The organism is Variovorax sp. 679 (genome assembly GCF_003952185.1).
Classification (GTDB): Bacteria; Pseudomonadota; Gammaproteobacteria; order Burkholderiales; family Burkholderiaceae_C; genus Variovorax.
Map to the genome: position 1 here is coordinate 329207 of NZ_RXFS01000006.1, position 15794 is coordinate 345000.

Annotated in this window: 13 protein-coding genes; 7 read left to right on the forward strand and 6 right to left on the reverse strand. The window is 70.0% G+C overall.

Going from position 1 to position 15794, the window contains the following annotated elements; translation table 11 throughout:
- The first annotated feature begins 7 nt into the window (after positions 1-7).
- From EJO71_RS17450 to EJO71_RS17480, 7 genes are all read left to right on the forward strand, one after another.
- On the forward strand, positions 8-1546 hold the full coding sequence (locus tag EJO71_RS17450) for a PepSY domain-containing protein (RefSeq protein WP_125949821.1): 1539 nt from the start codon (positions 8-10) through the stop codon (positions 1544-1546).
- Positions 1547-1619: 73 nt separating this feature from the next.
- Positions 1620-2297: an energy-coupling factor ABC transporter permease gene (locus tag EJO71_RS17455; protein ID WP_125949820.1), complete on the forward strand. Its 678-nt coding sequence runs from the start codon at positions 1620-1622 to the stop codon at positions 2295-2297.
- Positions 2298-2432: 135 nt separating this feature from the next.
- Positions 2433-3497, forward strand: coding sequence for a cobalamin biosynthesis protein CobW (gene cobW, locus EJO71_RS17460; RefSeq protein ID WP_125949819.1), 1065 nt, complete (start codon positions 2433-2435; stop codon positions 3495-3497).
- 15 nt (positions 3498-3512) lie between these two features.
- Complete coding sequence (cobN, locus tag EJO71_RS17465) at positions 3513-7313, forward strand: cobaltochelatase subunit CobN (RefSeq protein ID WP_125949818.1); 3801 nt, start codon at positions 3513-3515, stop codon at positions 7311-7313.
- On the forward strand, positions 7310-8374 hold the full coding sequence (locus EJO71_RS17470) for an ATP-binding protein (RefSeq protein ID WP_125949817.1): 1065 nt from the start codon (positions 7310-7312) through the stop codon (positions 8372-8374). The genes cobN and EJO71_RS17470 overlap by 4 nt, the downstream gene beginning before the upstream one ends.
- A 140-nt stretch (positions 8375-8514) precedes the next feature.
- Positions 8515-9012, forward strand: coding sequence for a VWA domain-containing protein (locus tag EJO71_RS17475; RefSeq protein WP_240651423.1), 498 nt, complete (start codon positions 8515-8517; stop codon positions 9010-9012).
- A 42-nt stretch (positions 9013-9054) separates the two neighbouring features.
- A complete protein-coding gene (locus EJO71_RS17480; RefSeq protein ID WP_125949815.1) occupies positions 9055-9390 on the forward strand; it encodes a DUF1090 family protein in 336 nt (111 codons plus the stop codon).
- 17 nt (positions 9391-9407) lie between these two features.
- Here the strand turns inward: EJO71_RS17480 and EJO71_RS17485 are convergent, their stop codons facing one another.
- The 6 genes from EJO71_RS17485 to EJO71_RS17510 all read right to left on the reverse strand — a co-directional run bounded on the left by EJO71_RS17485 (position 9408) and on the right by EJO71_RS17510 (position 15631).
- Positions 9408-9890 (reverse strand): SET domain-containing protein-lysine N-methyltransferase, encoded by a 483-nt coding sequence (locus tag EJO71_RS17485; RefSeq protein ID WP_125949814.1) that lies wholly within the window; start codon positions 9888-9890, stop codon positions 9408-9410.
- Between the two features lie 28 nt (positions 9891-9918).
- A complete protein-coding gene (locus EJO71_RS17490) occupies positions 9919-10842 on the reverse strand; it encodes a helical backbone metal receptor (RefSeq protein WP_125949813.1) in 924 nt (307 codons plus the stop codon).
- Positions 10843-10864: 22 nt separating this feature from the next.
- Positions 10865-11716 carry a PA4780 family RIO1-like protein kinase gene (locus EJO71_RS17495; RefSeq protein ID WP_125949812.1) on the reverse strand — a complete coding sequence of 284 codons (852 nt, stop codon included), beginning with the start codon at positions 11714-11716 and terminating at the stop codon, positions 10865-10867.
- A complete protein-coding gene (locus EJO71_RS17500; protein ID WP_125949811.1) occupies positions 11713-12810 on the reverse strand; it encodes a GNAT family N-acetyltransferase in 1098 nt (365 codons plus the stop codon). The genes EJO71_RS17495 and EJO71_RS17500 overlap by 4 nt, the downstream gene beginning before the upstream one ends.
- Positions 12811-13124: 314 nt before the next feature.
- Positions 13125-13688: a GNAT family N-acetyltransferase gene (locus EJO71_RS17505; RefSeq protein WP_125949810.1), complete on the reverse strand. Its 564-nt coding sequence runs from the start codon at positions 13686-13688 to the stop codon at positions 13125-13127.
- A 5-nt stretch (positions 13689-13693) separates the two neighbouring features.
- Positions 13694-15631 carry a reverse transcriptase family protein gene (locus tag EJO71_RS17510; RefSeq protein ID WP_125949809.1) on the reverse strand — a complete coding sequence of 646 codons (1938 nt, stop codon included), beginning with the start codon at positions 15629-15631 and terminating at the stop codon, positions 13694-13696.
- Positions 15632-15794: the final 163 nt, after the last annotated feature.

A 15794-nucleotide genomic window follows, 5' to 3' on the forward strand; every position in this document is an offset into this window, starting at 1 on the left:
CGGGCAAATGACCTCCGCATGGCGCCGCGCCTGGCCGCGCATCCGGCACTGGCTCTACTGGACGCACCGGTGGCTGGGCATCGGCGGCTGCCTGCTGTTCGTCATGTGGTTCGTCTCGGGCGTGGTGATGATGTACGTGGGGTATCCCAACCTCACGGACGAGGAGCGGCTGGCGGGGCTCGCACCGCTGCGCTTCGGGCAGGCAGCAGTGTCGCCCGCGGCCGCGCTCGACACGCTGCCGCAGGCCGCCCGGGCGCAGCCGCCACGGCGCATGGTTCTGGAGATGCAGGGCGGCACCGATCCGGTCCCCGTGTGGCGCATCACCGATGCGCGCGGCGGCCGGCACACGGTCTCGGCGCGCGACGGCCGCGTGCCCGGCCCGGTCGATGCCGCGCAAGCCGAGGCCATTGCGCGGGCCTTTTCGGGCCATGCGGGCGCCCGCTGGGCCGAGACGCTGGAGCGCGACCAGTGGACCGTGCCGCAGGGCCTGAACCCGCTGCGCCCGCTGCATCGCATCGAGGTCCGCGACGAGGCGGGCACCGAGCTCTACGTGTCGCAGGTCAACGGCGAGGTGGTGCGCGACACCACACGCTCCGAGCGCTTCTGGAACTGGCTGGGCTCGGTGCCGCACTGGATCTACTTCACGCCGCTGCGCGCCGATCCGCCGCTGTGGCACGACGTGGTGGTGTGGCTGTCGGCGGCATGCATCGTCTCGGCCGTGACGGGCATCGTCATCGGCATCCTGCGCTTGCGCCTGCGGCGCAGGTTCCGCAACGGCTCGGTCACGCCGTACACCGGCTGGATGGCCTGGCATCACATCGCCGGGCTGATCGGTGGCTTCTTCGTACTGACGTGGATCGTCAGCGGCTGGCTGTCGATGAACCCCAACGGCTGGTTCCAGCGCGGGCCCGGCGATGCGGCGGCGATGGCGAGTTACACGGGGGCCGGTACTTCGCCGTTCCCGTGGGCGCCGGCAGCGCTGCCGGCCGGGGAGGGCGACGCCGCCCCGCGCGAGGCCGTGCTGCTGTGGTTCGACGGCAAGCCGCTGCTGCAGCTGCGCGATGCGAGAGCCCGTGTCCGGGTGATCGACGCCGCCACCGGTGCGACCGCATCGATCAGCCGCGAAGACATCCTGCGCGCCGCCCCGCGCCTGCGGCCCGGAGCGAAAGTCATGCAGGCCACGCTCCAGACCCGCGAAGACTTCCACTGGTACGGCCACCACCGCGAGCGCATCGTGCCCGTGTGGCGCCTGGAGTTCGACGACCCGGCGCGCAGCTGGATCTACATCGACCCGGCCAGCGGCCAGGTCGTGGGCAGCAACGACAGCAACTCGCGCCTGCGCCGCTGGCTCTTCAACGCGGCGCACAGCCTCGATTTTCCCTGGCTCATCCAGTACCGGCCGGCCTGGGATCTCGTGGTGTGGCTGCTGTCCATCGTCGGCGCCGTGGCCTCGGCCAGCGGCGTCGTGATCGGCTGGCGCCGGTTGCGGCGCAAGCCGCGGTCCCCGGCCGTACCGGGAGCGAAGAGCGCGCTCCAGCGCTCATGACAGGGGCTTGCACCAGCCGGCTCATCCACCAACAATCAACTTTCGCACTGCGGTGCATTTCAGGAGGTGCTCGATGCACATCGAACCAGGTCTAGTCGACGGATCCAAGATTTTCCTCAGCTACGCGACGGCGGCAGCAGCTCTTGCCTATACGGGCAAGGTCGCGTTCCAGTCCTTCATGAAGGACGGCCCCGTTGCCCTGGCGCTGCGCTCGGCCATCGCCGTGGCGCTGGTGTTCTGCTTCTTCGAGGTGTTCCCGCATCACCCGGTGGGCGTGTCCGAGGTGCACCTGATCCTCGGCACCACGCTGCTGCTGGTGTTCGGGCTGGCGCCCGCGGCCATCGGCCTGGCGGGCGGGCTGCTGATCCAGGGCCTGTTCTTCGAGCCGCAGGACATTCCGCAGTACGGCATGAACGTCACCACCCTGCTGGTGCCGCTGTTCGCGACCGCCGCGCTGGCCCGCCGGATCATTCCCGAGAAGCTGGCCTACGTGGACATCGGCTACCAGCAGGCATTCAAGCTGTCGGTGGCCTACCAGGGCGGCATCGTGGTGTGGGTCGGCTTCTGGGCGCTCTACGGGCGCGGCACCGGCGTCGAGAACATGAGCCAGATCGCCAGCTTCGGCGCCGCCTACATGACCGTCGTGCTTGTGGAGCCACTGGTCGACCTGGGTGTGCTGGCGGCAGCCAAGGCTTGGCGCCGGCTGCAGGGCACGGTGTTCGTCGAGCGTCGCCTGTACGGCGGCGTCTGATCGCTTCCTGTCGTCGCTTCCCCGGGCGCGCCTCGGGGAGTTAGTCCATTTCCATCGGTGGCGCCGGAATCGTTCGGCGCCACTTTCGCCTTGCCGGCTGCGCGGCAGCCGCGGGCGCCTGAAAGAATCCACCCCATGACCCCAAGCAACGCCAAGATCCCCGTCACCATCGTCACGGGCTTCCTAGGCAGCGGCAAGACCACGCTGCTGCGCCACATCCTCGGCAACGCCGAAGGCCGCCGCATCGCGGTGATCGTCAACGAGTTCGGCGAGCTGGGCATCGACGGCGAGATCCTTCGCGGCTGCGGCATCGGCTGCGACGACGAGGGCAACGAGCGCGAAGGCGCGCTCTACGAACTGGCCAACGGCTGTGTCTGCTGCACGGTGCAGGAAGAGTTCCTGCCGGTGATGCTGCAGCTGGCCGAGCGGCGCGGCGAGCTCGATGCGGTGCTCATCGAGACCTCGGGCCTCGCACTGCCCAAGCCGCTGGTGCAGGCCTTCCAGTGGCCGGACATCGCCAACATCTTCACCGTCGATTCGGTCGTCACCGTGGTCGACGGCCCCGCCGCCGCCTCGGGCCAGTTCGCCGAGAACCCCGAGGCCGTCGACGAGGCGCGCCGCGCCGACCCCAACCTCGACCACGAATCGCCGCTGCACGAGCTGTTCGAAGACCAGCTCTCGGCCGCCGACCTCGTGGTGCTCAACAAGACCGACCTCATGGACGACGCCGCGCGCGCCAAGGTCGAGGCGCTGGTGCGCGAGGAGCTGCCGCCCGAAGTGAAGATCGTCTCCGCCACCGAGGGCAAGCTGCCGCTCGCGCTGCTGCTGGGCCAGGGTCGCGCGGCCGAGGCGACCATCCACCTGCGCGAGAGCCACCACGACCACGAGGAAGACCACGACCACGACGAGTTCGACTCGCTCGTGATCGAGCTGCCGCCAGTGGACCGCGACGGCCTGCTCGCCGTGCTCGGCAAGCTGGTCGAGCAGCACACCATCTACCGCGTGAAGGGCTTCGTCGCTGTTCCGGGCAAGCCGATGCGCCTGCTGGTGCAGGGCGTGGGACGCCGCTTCGACCATCACTTCGACCGCCGCTGGCGCGACGACGAGGCGCAGCGCACGCGGCTCGTGTTCATCGGCGAAGACCTCGACGAGGCGGCGCTGCGCAAGGCGCTCGAAGAGGCGAGCGCGGTCGCCGCCTGACGCTGCTCCGGTCGCATGCACCTGCTGAGCACCCAGCCCGGACGCTTCGTCGAGGACGACAGCGTCGTCACCCGTCTCGACCAGACGCCGGGCGACATCGTGGTGCTCAGCTCGGCCGACACCACGCTCGCGCTGCTCGCGGCGGCGCGCACCGCGCTGGCGGCCACCGACCCGGGCTATCCGTCGCTCAGGCTGGCCAACCTGATGCATCTGCGCCAGCCGGCCTCGCTCGACCTGTATGTCGACGAGGTGCTGCAGCATGCGCGCGTGGTGGTGGTCGACCACCTGGGGGCCGAATCGGCCTGGGCCTACGGGCTGCAGCAGCTCGAGAAGCTGGCGAAGCGCAAGGGCCAGCAGCTCGCGATGTTCTCCGGCGACCTGCAGGAGGACGAAGACCTGCTCGCGCGCGGCACGGTGCCGCGTGCAGTGAGCCGCCAGCTCTGGCAGTACATGCGCAGCGGCGGTGCGGGCAACGCGATGCAGTTCCTGCGCGCGGTGGCCTTCCACGGCCTGGGCCATGGCGAGGCGCCGCTGCCGCCGCGCAGCTTGCCGCAGGTGGCGCTGCACGTGCCGCGCGGCATGGACGCGGCGCACACCGTGGCCGGCATCGACGACCTGCGCGCCGGGTGGCATGCGGGCGCGCCGGTGGTGGCGCTGGTGTTCTACCGCTCGCACCTGCTATCGGGCAACACCGCAGCTTTCGATGCGCTTGCGGCGGCGTTGAGCGCGCAGGGGCTGAATCCGCTGCCCGTCGCGCTCGATTCGCTGAAGGATCCGCTGTGCCTGTCCACGCTGCGCGAGCTGTGCGCGGAGCACGACGTGCAGCTCGTGCTCAACACCACGGCTTTTGCGGCGCTGGGGCAAAGCGAGGATCGCGAACTGGCCGGCGACGCACCCGTGCTCCAGGTGATCGTGAGCGGCGGCAACCGCGAGGACTGGCTTGCCGACAGCCAGGGCCTGCGCCCGCGCGACATCGCCATGCAGATCGCGCTGCCCGAGATGGACGGCCGCATCGTCACGCGCGCCGTGAGCTTCAAGGGCCTGTCGCATCGCTGCGAGCTCACGCAGACCGAGGTGGTCAACTACCAGCCCGAGCCCGACCGCATCGCCTTCGTGGCCGAGCTGGCGCGACGCTGGTGCCGGCTGCGCAGCCTGCGCGCGGAGGAGAAACGCATCGCGCTGATCCTCGCCAACTACCCGGGCAGCGAAGGCCGCATCGGCAGTGGCGTCGGGCTGGACACGCCGGCCTCCGTGATGGCGATCCTGCATGCGATGGCGGCCGAGGGCTATGCGCTCGGCGAGCCCGGCGCGATGCCCGCCGACGGCGATGCGCTGATGCGCAAGCTGCAGGAAGGCATCGCGAACGATCCTGCGCAATGGGCCGTACGACCCGCGTGGCAGAGCTTCGGGCTGGCCGAGTACCGCGCATGCCTGGCGAAGCTGCCCGATGGCATGGCCGAGGCCATCGACGAACGCTGGGGCGCGCCCGAGCAAGACCCGATGCTGCGCAATGACCGCTTCATGATCGCCGGCCTGCGGCTGGGCAGGGTGTTCGTCGGCATCCAGCCCGCGCGTGCACTCGGCACACTGGGCGCCGCCGACTACGCGAGCTACCACGACGCCGAGCTGGTGCCGCCGCACAGCTACCTCGCCTTCTATTTCTGGCTGCGCGAAGCCTTCGCCATCGACGCGGTGGTGCATGTGGGCAAGCACGGCAACCTCGAATGGCTGCCGGGCAAAAGCATCGCGCTGTCGCAGTCCTGCTGGCCCGATGCGATCCTCGGGCCGCTGCCCAACGTGTACCCGTTCATCGTCAACGACCCGGGCGAGGGGGCGCAGGCCAAGCGGCGCACGCAGGCGGTCATCGTCGACCACCTGATGCCGCCCCTCACGCGCGCCGAGAACCACGGCCCGATGCAGGACCTGGAGCGGCAGGTCGACGAGTACTACGACGCGCTGCTGGTCGACGCGCGCCGCGCCAAGGTGCTGCGCGCGCAGATCCTTGCGGCGGTGCGGGCGCAGCACCTGGTCGAGGAACTGGACCTGCCGGGCGCGGAAGACGACGCCGTGCTCGCGCGCGTGGACGCCTACCTGTGCGAGCTGAAGGAAACGCAGATCCGCGACGGGCTGCACGTGTTCGGCGCATCGCCGCGTGACAGGCTGCGGCGCGACACGCTGCTGGCGCTGGCGCGCTATCCGGCCGCCGACGGCGCGGGAGCGAACGCAGGGCTGCTCGGCGCGCTGTCGCAGGACCTGCTGCCGGACGATGCCTTCGATCCGCTGGACATCGACGCTGCCAGGCCATGGCAGGGCGCGCGCCCCGCGCTGCTGCAGTCGGTGAGCGGCGATGCATGGCGCCACCACGGTGACACGCGTGAACGGCTGGAACTGCTGGCGCAGCGGCTGATGGAAGAGGGCGCATGCCCGCCGGATCTGCCGCGCACCGCCGCCGTGATGGGCCGCATCGAACGAAGCCTCGCGCCCGCGCTCGATGCCTGCGGCGCGCAGGAGCTGCTGCAGTTCTCCCGCGCGCTGCAGGGCCGTTTCGTGCCACCGGGCCCGAGCGGCTCTCCCTCGCGCGGGCGTCCCGACGTGCTGCCGACCGGCCGCAACTTCTACGCGGTCGACACCCGCGCCATTCCGACGCCTACCGCCTGGATGCTCGGCCTCAAGTCGGCCGCGCAACTGGTCGAGCGGCACATGCAGGAGCATGGCGACTATCCGGTGGCGCTGGGGCTGTCAGTCTGGGGCACCGCGACCATGCGCACCGGCGGCGACGACCTGGCGCAGGCTTTCGCGCTCATCGGCGTGCGGCCCAAGTGGGCGCCGGGCAGCCAGCGCGTGGTCGATTTCGAGGTGCTGCCCACGGTCGGGCTCGGGCGTCCGCGCATCGACGTCACGCTGCGGATCTCAGGCTTCTTCCGAGACGCCTTCCCGAACGCGGTGCAGATGTTCGACGCTGCCGTGCAGGCCGTCGCCGCGCAGGAAGACGAGGACGTCGAGCGCAACCCGATCCGCGCGCGCATCCTCCGCGAAGCCGCCGCACTGGAAGCACAAGGCGTGGCGCCAGAGGCGGCCCGCATACAGGCCGGCTGGCGCGTGTTCGGCTCCGCGCCCGGCAGCTACGGCTCGGGCCTGCAGCAGCTGTTTGACCATGGCGACTGGCAGAGCGACGACGACCTGTCAAAGGCCTACGTCGGCGGCAGCGCGCACGCCTACGGGCAGGGCAGCGACGGCGTGCCCGCCGCCGAGGCGCTGGTGCGCCGCCTGCGCACGATGAACGTCGTCATGCAGAACCAGGACAGCCGCGAGCACGACCTGCTCGACTCCAACGACTACTACCAGTTCCAGGGTGGCATGGCCGCCGCCGTGCGCCACCTGAGCGGCCGGCAGCCGGCCATGTACCACGGCGACCACGGCAACCCGCAGGCACCGCGCGTGCGCACGCTGAAAGAAGAAATCGGCCGTGTCATCCGCTCGCGCGTGGTCAACCCCAAGTGGATCGATGGCGTGAAGCGCCACGGCTACAAGGGCGCCTTCGAGATGGCCGCGACGGTCGACTACCTGTTCGGCTTCGACGCCACCGCGCGCGTGGTCGGCGACCACCAGTACGCGATGGTGGCCGACGCCTACGTGCTCGACGAAGCCACCCGCGACTTCGTGAGCGAACACAATCCGCGCGCGCTGACCGACATGCTCAATCGCCTGCTCGAAGCCATGCAGCGCGGCCTGTGGCAGTCGCCCGGCGACTACCGCACCCAGCTGGAGAACCTGCTGCTCGACCAGGAGCAGCGGATGGAAGGAAACATTCGATGACCACAGCCGCCCCGATGCCGGTGCCTTTTCCCTTCGCCGCGATAGCGGGCCAGCCGCAACTGCGCCAGGCACTGCTGCTGGCCGCCGTCGATCCCGGCCTGGGCGGCGTGCTGATCGAGGGACCGCGTGGCACCGCCAAGACCACGGCGGCGCGTGCGCTCGCCGAGCTGCTGCCCGGCGCGCCCTTCGTCACGCTGCCGCTGGGCGCGAGCCTCGAAAGCCTCGTCGGCACGCTGGACCTCGGACAGGCTCTGGCCGGCCACGAGCTCCGGTTCGCACCCGGCCTGCTGGCGCGCGCGCACGGCGGCGTGCTGTACGTGGACGAAATCAACCTGCTGCCCGATGCGCTGATCGACTCCCTGCTCGACGCCGCCGCCAGCGGCGTCAATGTGGTGGAGCGCGACGGCATCTCGCATCGCCACGCCGCGCGCTTCGTGCTCGTGGGCACGATGAATCCGGAGGAGGGCACGCTGCGCCCGCAGCTGCTCGACCGCTTCGGCCTGTGCGTGCAGCTGCGCAACATCGACGATCCGGCCGAGCGGCAGGCCATCGTGCGCGCCCGTCTGGCCTTCGACGCCGATCCGCAGGGCTTTCGCACGAAGCATGCGCAGGAAGAGGCCGAGCTGGCGGCCGCGCTGGTCAGTGCGCGCGCGCTCGTGGCGGATGCGTCGGCGCTGCCATACGACGACGCTGTGCATGAGGCTGTCGGCGCGTTGTGCATCGCATCAGGCGCCGACGGGCTCCGCGCCGATCTCGTGATGCTGCGCTCGGCCCGGGCGCTTGCAGCCTGGGAGGGTGCGGTTTCCATCACCACGGACCACGTGCAGCGTGTGGCCGAAGCAGTGCTGCTGCACCGTCGCAAGCCCGAAGCCGAGGCTGCCGCGCAGCCCCCCGCACCCCGGCCCGCAAAGCCGGACGGAACGGCCAACGGCAAGAACGACGCTAGCGGCGCAGCCGACGAAGACTGGGGCGCCATGCCCCCCGAGCCCGTCGGCATCGAGCGCGTGAAGCCGCTGCGCCCATTGATCGATCGCGCGCAGGTCGCCCCAAAAAAAGCCTGAGCCTCCGGGACGCCGCACCCGCTGGCGCACGCCAGGGTGACCGGAGGCAGGGCTCGCAAAGGGATGCATGGCACGGCCCCGCCACAAGGGGCACGGCCTTCGACTGGCCGCGCACGCTTGCGGCACGCGGCGCAGACCGCTTGCGTACGGAGCACCTGCGCCATCGCCCGCAGGAAGCCCGCAGCGGCGCGCTGCACTGCTTCCTGCTCGACTGCTCGGCCTCGATGCGCAACGACGGCAACCTCGCCCGCGCCAAGGGCCTGCTGCTCGAGCTGATGCAGGAGGCCTACCGGCGCCGCGACCATGTCGCGCTGCTGTGCTTTGCCGGCGAGGTGGTCGAACTGCGCCTGCCGCCGCGCCGCGCCAGTGCCTGGAATGACGACTGGATCACGCCGATTGCCGCCGGCGGAGGCACGCCGCTCGCGCTGGGCGTGCAGCGTGCCGACCAGCTGCTGGCGAAGAGCGAGACCCGGCAGCGCTGGCTGTGGCTGCTGACCGACGGCCGCAGCAGCGAAAGCCCCGCGCGGCCCGAGGCTGCCGATGTCGCGTGCGTGGTCGACTTCGAGGCGGCGCGGGTGCCGCTGCATCGGGCGCGGCAACTCGCGGCGCAGTGGGATGCGCGCTACCTCACCCTGTAGGGCTGACTGGCCTTTTGCGCCGCCGTTGCGTTACCGTGCGGCATGAGCGTCAAAACCTTCTTTCTGGCCCTTGCGTTGAGCGTGACGCTGCCTGCTTTCGCACAACCCGCCGTGCCGCCGGATGGTGCGGCTTGCCAGGCGGAGGAGGCGTCGCTCGAGCGCGATATCGAACTTGCGCGTTCCCGGGGCCAGATGCTGCGGCGGCGAGAGCTTGCCGAAGCACTGAGCACGCTGCAGATGCGCTGCAGCAAGACGGCGGTGCCGGCCGAGAGCCGCGCTGCCCGCATCGACAGGCTGGAGCACGAGGCCAGGGCGCTTCGCCTGGAGCTCGATCGCACCGAGGAGCAGTTGCGCAAGCTGAAGAGCGAGTCGCCCTGACGGCGATGCCGGGTCGCTCAGGGGCTGGGTGCCTCGGTTTCTTCGGGCGCCAGCATCGTTCCCCGGCAGTTCGGCGAGCCGCAATGGCAGGGGTACTTCGACGGCGGCGAGCCGTCGTCCGCCGTCAGCGAATAGTCGATGAACAGCTCGTCGCCCGCATCCACCGCCATCAGCGTCTGGAACTTGAGCACCAGTTCGCCGCCCTCGTCGTATTCCTCCACCGCCTCGCAGTTCGGCTCGCACGAGTGATTCAGGTGGCGCGTGGCGTTGCCGCCCTTGGCGCCGTCGATGGTCTCTTGGTTCGACAAGGTGAACAGGTAGGTGAGCTGGTCGTCCCAGACCTTGGTGGCGATCTCGGCCTTGGTGTAGCGGCGGCCTTCGTAGAGGCCGAGGAAGGCTTCGGCCGGCAGGTCGCGCGTGGCGAAGGCGCCGAGGCCGTGCACGCCGCTGGGGCCGACCCGCACGAAAGGGGTGGACGAGGTTCGCTTGTGATGCTTCATGGGGGAGGGGAACGAAAAAACTGTCGGTTCAGGGCTTCGGATCGCCCAGCGAATTCAGGCAGCCCACGATGGCGTCGGCCGCCTCGTCCAGCCGCGGGCCGGGGCGCATCATCAGGTCGAAGCGCGCCGAGGCGAAGCTGCACACGCGCCCGCGCTGGATGGCCGACATGGCCGACCAGCCCGGCCGCGAGGCCATGGCGGAGATTTCGCCGAGGGCCGACACCATCAGCACGTCGGGGTTGGCGCGCACCACGAATTCGGGGCTCATCTTCGGGAAGGGGCCGAGCGTGCCCGGCACCGCGTTGCCGAGCCCGAGCCGCGCCAGCGTCTCGCCGATGAAGGAACTCTCGCTGGCCGCCGCCATGCCGCCATGCACCTCGAAGTACACGCGCCGGCCCTGCCAGCCGGCCGGCACGCGGGCGCGGGCCGCATCGAGGCCCGCGTCGAGCTTGCGCCAGAAGGCTTCGCCCGCGCCTGGGCGGCCGGTGGCGCGGGCCACGGTTTCCATCACGCGGCGCATGTCGGCATGGGTCTTGGCGTCGAGCGCCAGCACCTTCAGCCCAAGGCGCTCCAGCGGCTCAGCGGCCCGGCTGCGCGGACGCAGCAGCACAAGGTCGGGCTTGAGCGCGACGATGCGCTCGACGTTCGCGTCGTCGATGCCGCCTACCTGCGGCACCCCCTTCACCGATGCCGGCCAGTTGGCATGGCGATCGATGCCCACCAGCCGGTCGCAGGCGTCCAGGGCACAGACGGTTTCGGTCAGCGAGGGCATCAGCGAGACGATGCGCTTCGCCGGCGCCTGCAGCTCCAGCGTGGTGCCCCGGTCGTCCTCGAGGCGGATACCGGCGGCGTGGGTCGCCGGGCCGAGGCCCAGGGCGACGAAGGCGGCCGCCTTGGCGATCTGTCGTGCGGTGGTGGCGGAAAACGGTTGGCGCGGGGCGTAGGAGTTCATCGGGGCGGGCTTTGCAGGCCCGCTATTGTCGCGGCGTCTGCATGCGCAGGCGCCGCGCCGCTTCTTCCTCGCGCGCATCGTCCACCTCGCGCAGCACGCTGCGCAGGTCGACCGGGCCGGTTTCATGCACGAAGGCGCCGGTCAGCTCCGTCTCCGGGCGCAGCAGGCCGCGCTCGTAGAGATGCCAGATCTCCTCGCCGTAGTGCGTGGCCAGCAGTGCTGGCGCGAACTGGCCGAAGAAGTCGCGCAGGTTTCCGACGTCGCGCAGCAGCATGCGCCGCGCGTGGTTGTTGCCCGCGGCGTCCACCGCCTGCGGCAGGTCGATGATGACCGGGCCGTCTTCGGCCAGCAGCACGTTGAACTCCGAGAGGTCGCCGTGCACGATGCCGGCGCACAGCATGCGCATCACCTCTTTCAGCAGGCTGGCGTGGTGGCGAATTGCGTCTTCGGGCGAGAAGACCACGTCGTTCAGGCGCGGAGCGGCGTCGCCGTGGGCGTCTGTCACCAGGTCCATCAGCAGCACGCCTTCGAGGAAGTTGTGCGGTGTCGGCACGCGCACCCCCGCGGCGGCCAGGCGGTAGAGCGCATCGACCTCGGCGCTCTGCCAGATGGCCTCGGTCACCTTGCGGCCGAAGCGCGTCCCCTTGGCCATGGCGCGCGCCTCGCGGCTGTTCTTGACGCGGCGGTTCTCGGTGTAGTCGACCGCCTGCCGGAAGCTGCGCTTGTCGGCCTCCTTGTAGACCTTGGCGCAGCGCGTCTCGTCGCCGCAGCGCACGACGTAGACCATGGCCTCCTTGCCGCTCATGAGCTGTCGGACCACGGTGTCGATCAGGCCCTCGTCGATCAGCGCCTGGAGTCGTTGCGGTGCCTTCATTGGCGGGCCTCCCCGGCGACGGCGGGGCGGGACGAGAGGTAGGCCCGCAGGTTGTCCGTGCCGATCTGGTAGAGCCCGTCGTGCCTGTACGCCGCGTAGCCGAGCCGGTGATTGATGGCCAGCATGGCCGCGTTCACCTCGGCGTTGCTGGTGACTGCCATCGCGACCTCGGGATGCCGCTCGCGCACGAGCTGCATCATGGCCGCCTTCACGCCCTTGGCCAGGCCCTTGCCCCGCCACCGGCGCGCAACCGCCGTGAGCCGCTGGTACATGCGGTCGGGAAAATGCTGGTTCCAGCTGGCGTCGCATACCGCAACCACCTCGTCGCCGTCGAGCAGCAGCACGAGGAAATGCTCGCCGCCGCGGCGGTCCATGTCGGCGTACCAGGGCGGGAAGTCTTCCAGCTCGAAGCGCAGCGGCGGCCGTTCGAGGTTCGTGGTGGGGGCGTCGTTCAGCAGCACCGACAGCGGCTCCATCAGCGTCGCGAGCCGCTCGAAGGGCACGCGGCCTGCATATACCTCGGCGCGCAGGCCGTGGGCAGGCGCAAAGCCTTCGGCGCGCCAGCGGGCGAGGGCCTGCCAGTCGAGATCCGCGAAGGCCATGCGGTTTTCGACGCTGCGGTGCTTCTCGGTGGCGCCGATGGCGCGCAGGAAGGCGTGGCCTTCGGGCAGGTGGGCCTTGATGGTCGCGACCGACTTGTCCTGGGCTTCCATCAGCGCCAGCAAGGTGCGAAGCAGCGCGCTGGCCACGCCGCGGCGCCGGTGCGGACGCAGCACGCCGCCCCAGGCTTCGAGGAATGGCGCGAAGGCTTCGTGCCCGGGCGTGCCTTCGCGGCGGAAGCTCGCGCTCAGGCTGCCGATGAATTCACCGCGCGCGCCGACGGCCAGCACGCGGTGAAAGACATACAGCGGGTTGGGTCGCTGCACGTTGTGCCGGGTATCGGCGTCGGGCGTGATCGGATCGCCCGGAGAGTCCTCTTCAGCACGCAGGCGCCAGTAGGCGAGGAAGTTGCCCCAGTCGGCTTCGCTCGCGCGCTGGGGATCGAAAACAATGGTCACGGGATGCCGCGTGGATGCGGCACGTTCTTCAAGCATGGTTGCAAGCCTTGATTCTTCGACGGATGAACGGGACACCGCGGGCACGAGCGTGCCAACGGCGGCGTTTGAATCGGGGCGGCTTTGGGGGCGTCGCGACGGCCGGGAGGCCGTGCGGGGCAGACTGGTTACGCGATGAACGCGTGAACGATCAGCTGTTCAGATGAGGCCCGGCAAACCGCATGTGGGTGGGAGCATGAATTGCAATGACTACCATCTTGCACCTCCTCTTTCTGCGTGGTTGCGGGAGCGGTGAATGTAGCGGGCTTGCAGTGGGCTGTGAAGTGCCGTGTTGTTTCGGCGCATGCGCCGGTTCACTCCGCAGTGCGAGGGCGCTCGATGCGATAGACGAAATGCGCCGTCCCGTGGATCGGGTTGTCCGGCGTGAGCGGTCCTTCGGCCACGCGCACGAAGCCCGCGCGTTCCGGCACGCGCCACGAAGCGACGTTGCCGGCCGACACCGGCACCACGATGCATGGCGCGGCAGGGTAGTCGTGCCACGTGGCGTCGACGAGCGTGCGGATCATCGCGGCGCCCAGGCCTTGGCGCAGCGCATCGGGCTCGCCTACGAAGTAGTCGATGCTCAGCGCGGGCGCCGGCACTTCGATGACGGGTGCAAGCTCCTCGATGTAGCCGGGGTTGTCCTCGAAGGTGTAGCGCTGCACGAGGCCGAAGTCCCGGCCCTGCGTAGCGGCGATGTAGATCTCGGCCGGGTCGCTTCCGTCCACCGCCGGGCCGAAGTCGTGCTCGATGGCTTCCGGCGAGGTCTGGTGGTTCCACCAGCGCGCGACGTCAGGCTCGGCAAGCCAGCGCGACAGCATCGCGAAGTCGGTGCGTGCGAGCCGGCGTAACGCGATGGGCACGTCGGCTGCGGGCATTCGACTCAGTTCTCCATTCCGTGCACGAACGACGACAGCGCCAGCGACACGAAGACGGCCGCGATAAAACGCAGCCAGCCCGGCTTGCGCTGCACGAAGTTGGCGACGACGACGCTGCCGGTCATGAGCCAGATCACCGGACTCGCGCGTACCTCGAAGGCGCAGAGGACGTAGACGGCCTGGATCAGCACGCTGAGGAACCAGCCGAGCTGGAAGGCGGGGACGGGCGCTGGCGACTGCGCGGGAGCTTGCCCGGCCGGTCGTGGTGCTGCGGCGGCCGGGCGCGCCGTTGCGGGCGCGGACGTGACCGACTGGGGGCGTGCCGCTTCGCGTTGTGCCTTCTTCTCTTCCGCCAGTTGCTCCGCAGTTTTCTCCAGCACCGGCGCAGAGGCCTGTGCCGGTTGCCACCATGCCGGCCATGGCGCCTGGCCGGCTGCGGATTGCTTGCGGAACTCGCCCGCAGCGAGCTTGCGTTGGGAGGCCTTCGCCGGAGCCGCCGGGGTGCCGCGCCCTTCGTGCTTCGCCGCCAGCGCGCGCACGCGCTGCAGGTACGGCTCGCCGCGTGCCGCGTCAGTCATCGCGATGAAGTTCGCGTAGCCGCGCAGCGCGCCGATCACGTCGCTGTTGCCGTTCCATTGCAGGCCCTGCGGGCCGTTGCGCTCGGCCTGGTGCAGCACTGCGCGAAAACGCCGCAGCGTGTCTCGGTCCACCGAGAGCTTGTCGTTCACCACGATGCCCGTGACGTGTTGCTGCCGGTGCCGGCGCATCACCTGCTGCTTGTCGGGATGCATCGTGAGGCCTTCGCTGGCCACGATCTGCTTCACCCGCCACAGCAGCTTGGCCGTGTCGCGGCTGTGCTCGGGGCCGGCCGAGAAAGTCAGGTCATCGGCATAGCGGGTGTAGCGGAAGCCCAGCTTCGCGGCGCTCGCGGCCAGCCGTGCGTCGAGTCGGCGGCACAGCAGGTTGGTCAGCATCGGGCTGGTGGGCGCGCCCTGCGGCAGCACGCGTTCGCCGCGAGCGACGAAGTAACGGCTGCCGTCGAGCTGAACTTCGTCGGTCGGCGCCTCGGTGCATACCAGCGCCAGAAGGCTCGCCACCTGCGACGAATAGCCGAGCTGGCGGAACACGCCACGCACGCGGCGCATGCCGATGGAGGGAAAGAAGTCCTTCAGGTCGAGGTTGATCACCACGTCGCGGCCCACGTGCGGCGCCGCATTGGTGAGGATCGACCTGCCCGGCAGGAAGCCGTGCACGGCCTCGTGCACCGGCATCTTCGCGAGGATGTTGTCGAGCACCCAGTATTGCGCGCGCTTCAGGCGCGGCATGGGCGCCGAGATATGGCGCTCACCGCCGCTCTTCTTCGGCATGGTGAAGCGCTGGTAGTGGCTCACGCTCGACACCTCGCGGTGCCAGGCGAGGAAGCGCAGCTCGCCCAGGCCGATGCCCATGGCCTGCGCCAGATCGCTCGCATGGTCCAGCGCGGGCAGGGCGTTGCGTGCCAGCGCCTGGCTGTCGCTGTGCGCCTCGTTGAGGCCGCCCGACACGCCGTCGCCCACGTAGAGCAACTCGCGCTGCCGCCGTTCGTGCCATGCCACTGCGCGCGCATGGCGGCCCTGCGCGAGGCGCTGGCGGGTTTCCTCGCGGCGCTCGCGGGCCCTGGCCATGCGCTCCTTGCGCATGGTCTTCAGGGCCCGGTCGCGGTCCTCGATGCCGCGCAGCTCGTCGCCGAGCTTCGTGAGGGCCGTCTGCAGCTCGCTCTCGCGGCGGATCAGCTGGGCCTCGATCGTCGGCTGCGCTGAGTCCTGCGGCCAGAAGCCGAGGCGCTGCATTTCCTCGAGGACGACTTCCTGCTTGGAACTCTTGCGGATGCGCTCGTACAGCTCCTCGCGGGTGAGCGCGGAGTCGGGAATGGAAGAAGAGGAGGCGGGAGACTGCATGGTCATGGCGCTGCGCCACCGGCCGATGCACTGCTGAGGGAGAAAAATTGCGAACGAAGCGGGAATCTCGTCGAAGAGCCTCGGGACTGGAGGGCTCCACTCGACGCCGGATGGCCATGGTGACGCCGATGAGCTTCGAGGAAGCCGCACTGTTGTCGCGTCACCATGG

Bases quoted from the DNA above. Each gene is read 5' to 3' on its own strand.
- EJO71_RS17510 (WP_125949809.1), bottom strand. From the start codon at position 15,631: ATGACCATGCAGTCTCCCGCCTCCTCTTCTTCCATTCCCGACTCCGCG.
- EJO71_RS17505 (WP_125949810.1), bottom strand. From the start codon at position 13,688: ATGCCCGCAGCCGACGTGCCCATCGCGTTACGCCGGCTCGCACGCACC.
- EJO71_RS17480 (WP_125949815.1), top strand. From the start codon at position 9,055: ATGAGCGTCAAAACCTTCTTTCTGGCCCTTGCGTTGAGCGTGACGCTG.
- EJO71_RS17450 (WP_125949821.1), top strand. From the start codon at position 8: ATGACCTCCGCATGGCGCCGCGCCTGGCCGCGCATCCGGCACTGGCTC.
- EJO71_RS17490 (WP_125949813.1), bottom strand. From the start codon at position 10,842: ATGAACTCCTACGCCCCGCGCCAACCGTTTTCCGCCACCACCGCACGA.
- EJO71_RS17500 (WP_125949811.1), bottom strand. From the start codon at position 12,810: ATGCTTGAAGAACGTGCCGCATCCACGCGGCATCCCGTGACCATTGTT.
- EJO71_RS17455 (WP_125949820.1), top strand. From the start codon at position 1,620: ATGCACATCGAACCAGGTCTAGTCGACGGATCCAAGATTTTCCTCAGC.
- cobN (WP_125949818.1), top strand. From the start codon at position 3,513: ATGCACCTGCTGAGCACCCAGCCCGGACGCTTCGTCGAGGACGACAGC.
- EJO71_RS17470 (WP_125949817.1), top strand. From the start codon at position 7,310: ATGACCACAGCCGCCCCGATGCCGGTGCCTTTTCCCTTCGCCGCGATA.
- cobW (WP_125949819.1), top strand. From the start codon at position 2,433: ATGACCCCAAGCAACGCCAAGATCCCCGTCACCATCGTCACGGGCTTC.
- EJO71_RS17495 (WP_125949812.1), bottom strand. From the start codon at position 11,716: ATGAAGGCACCGCAACGACTCCAGGCGCTGATCGACGAGGGCCTGATC.
- EJO71_RS17485 (WP_125949814.1), bottom strand. From the start codon at position 9,890: ATGAAGCATCACAAGCGAACCTCGTCCACCCCTTTCGTGCGGGTCGGC.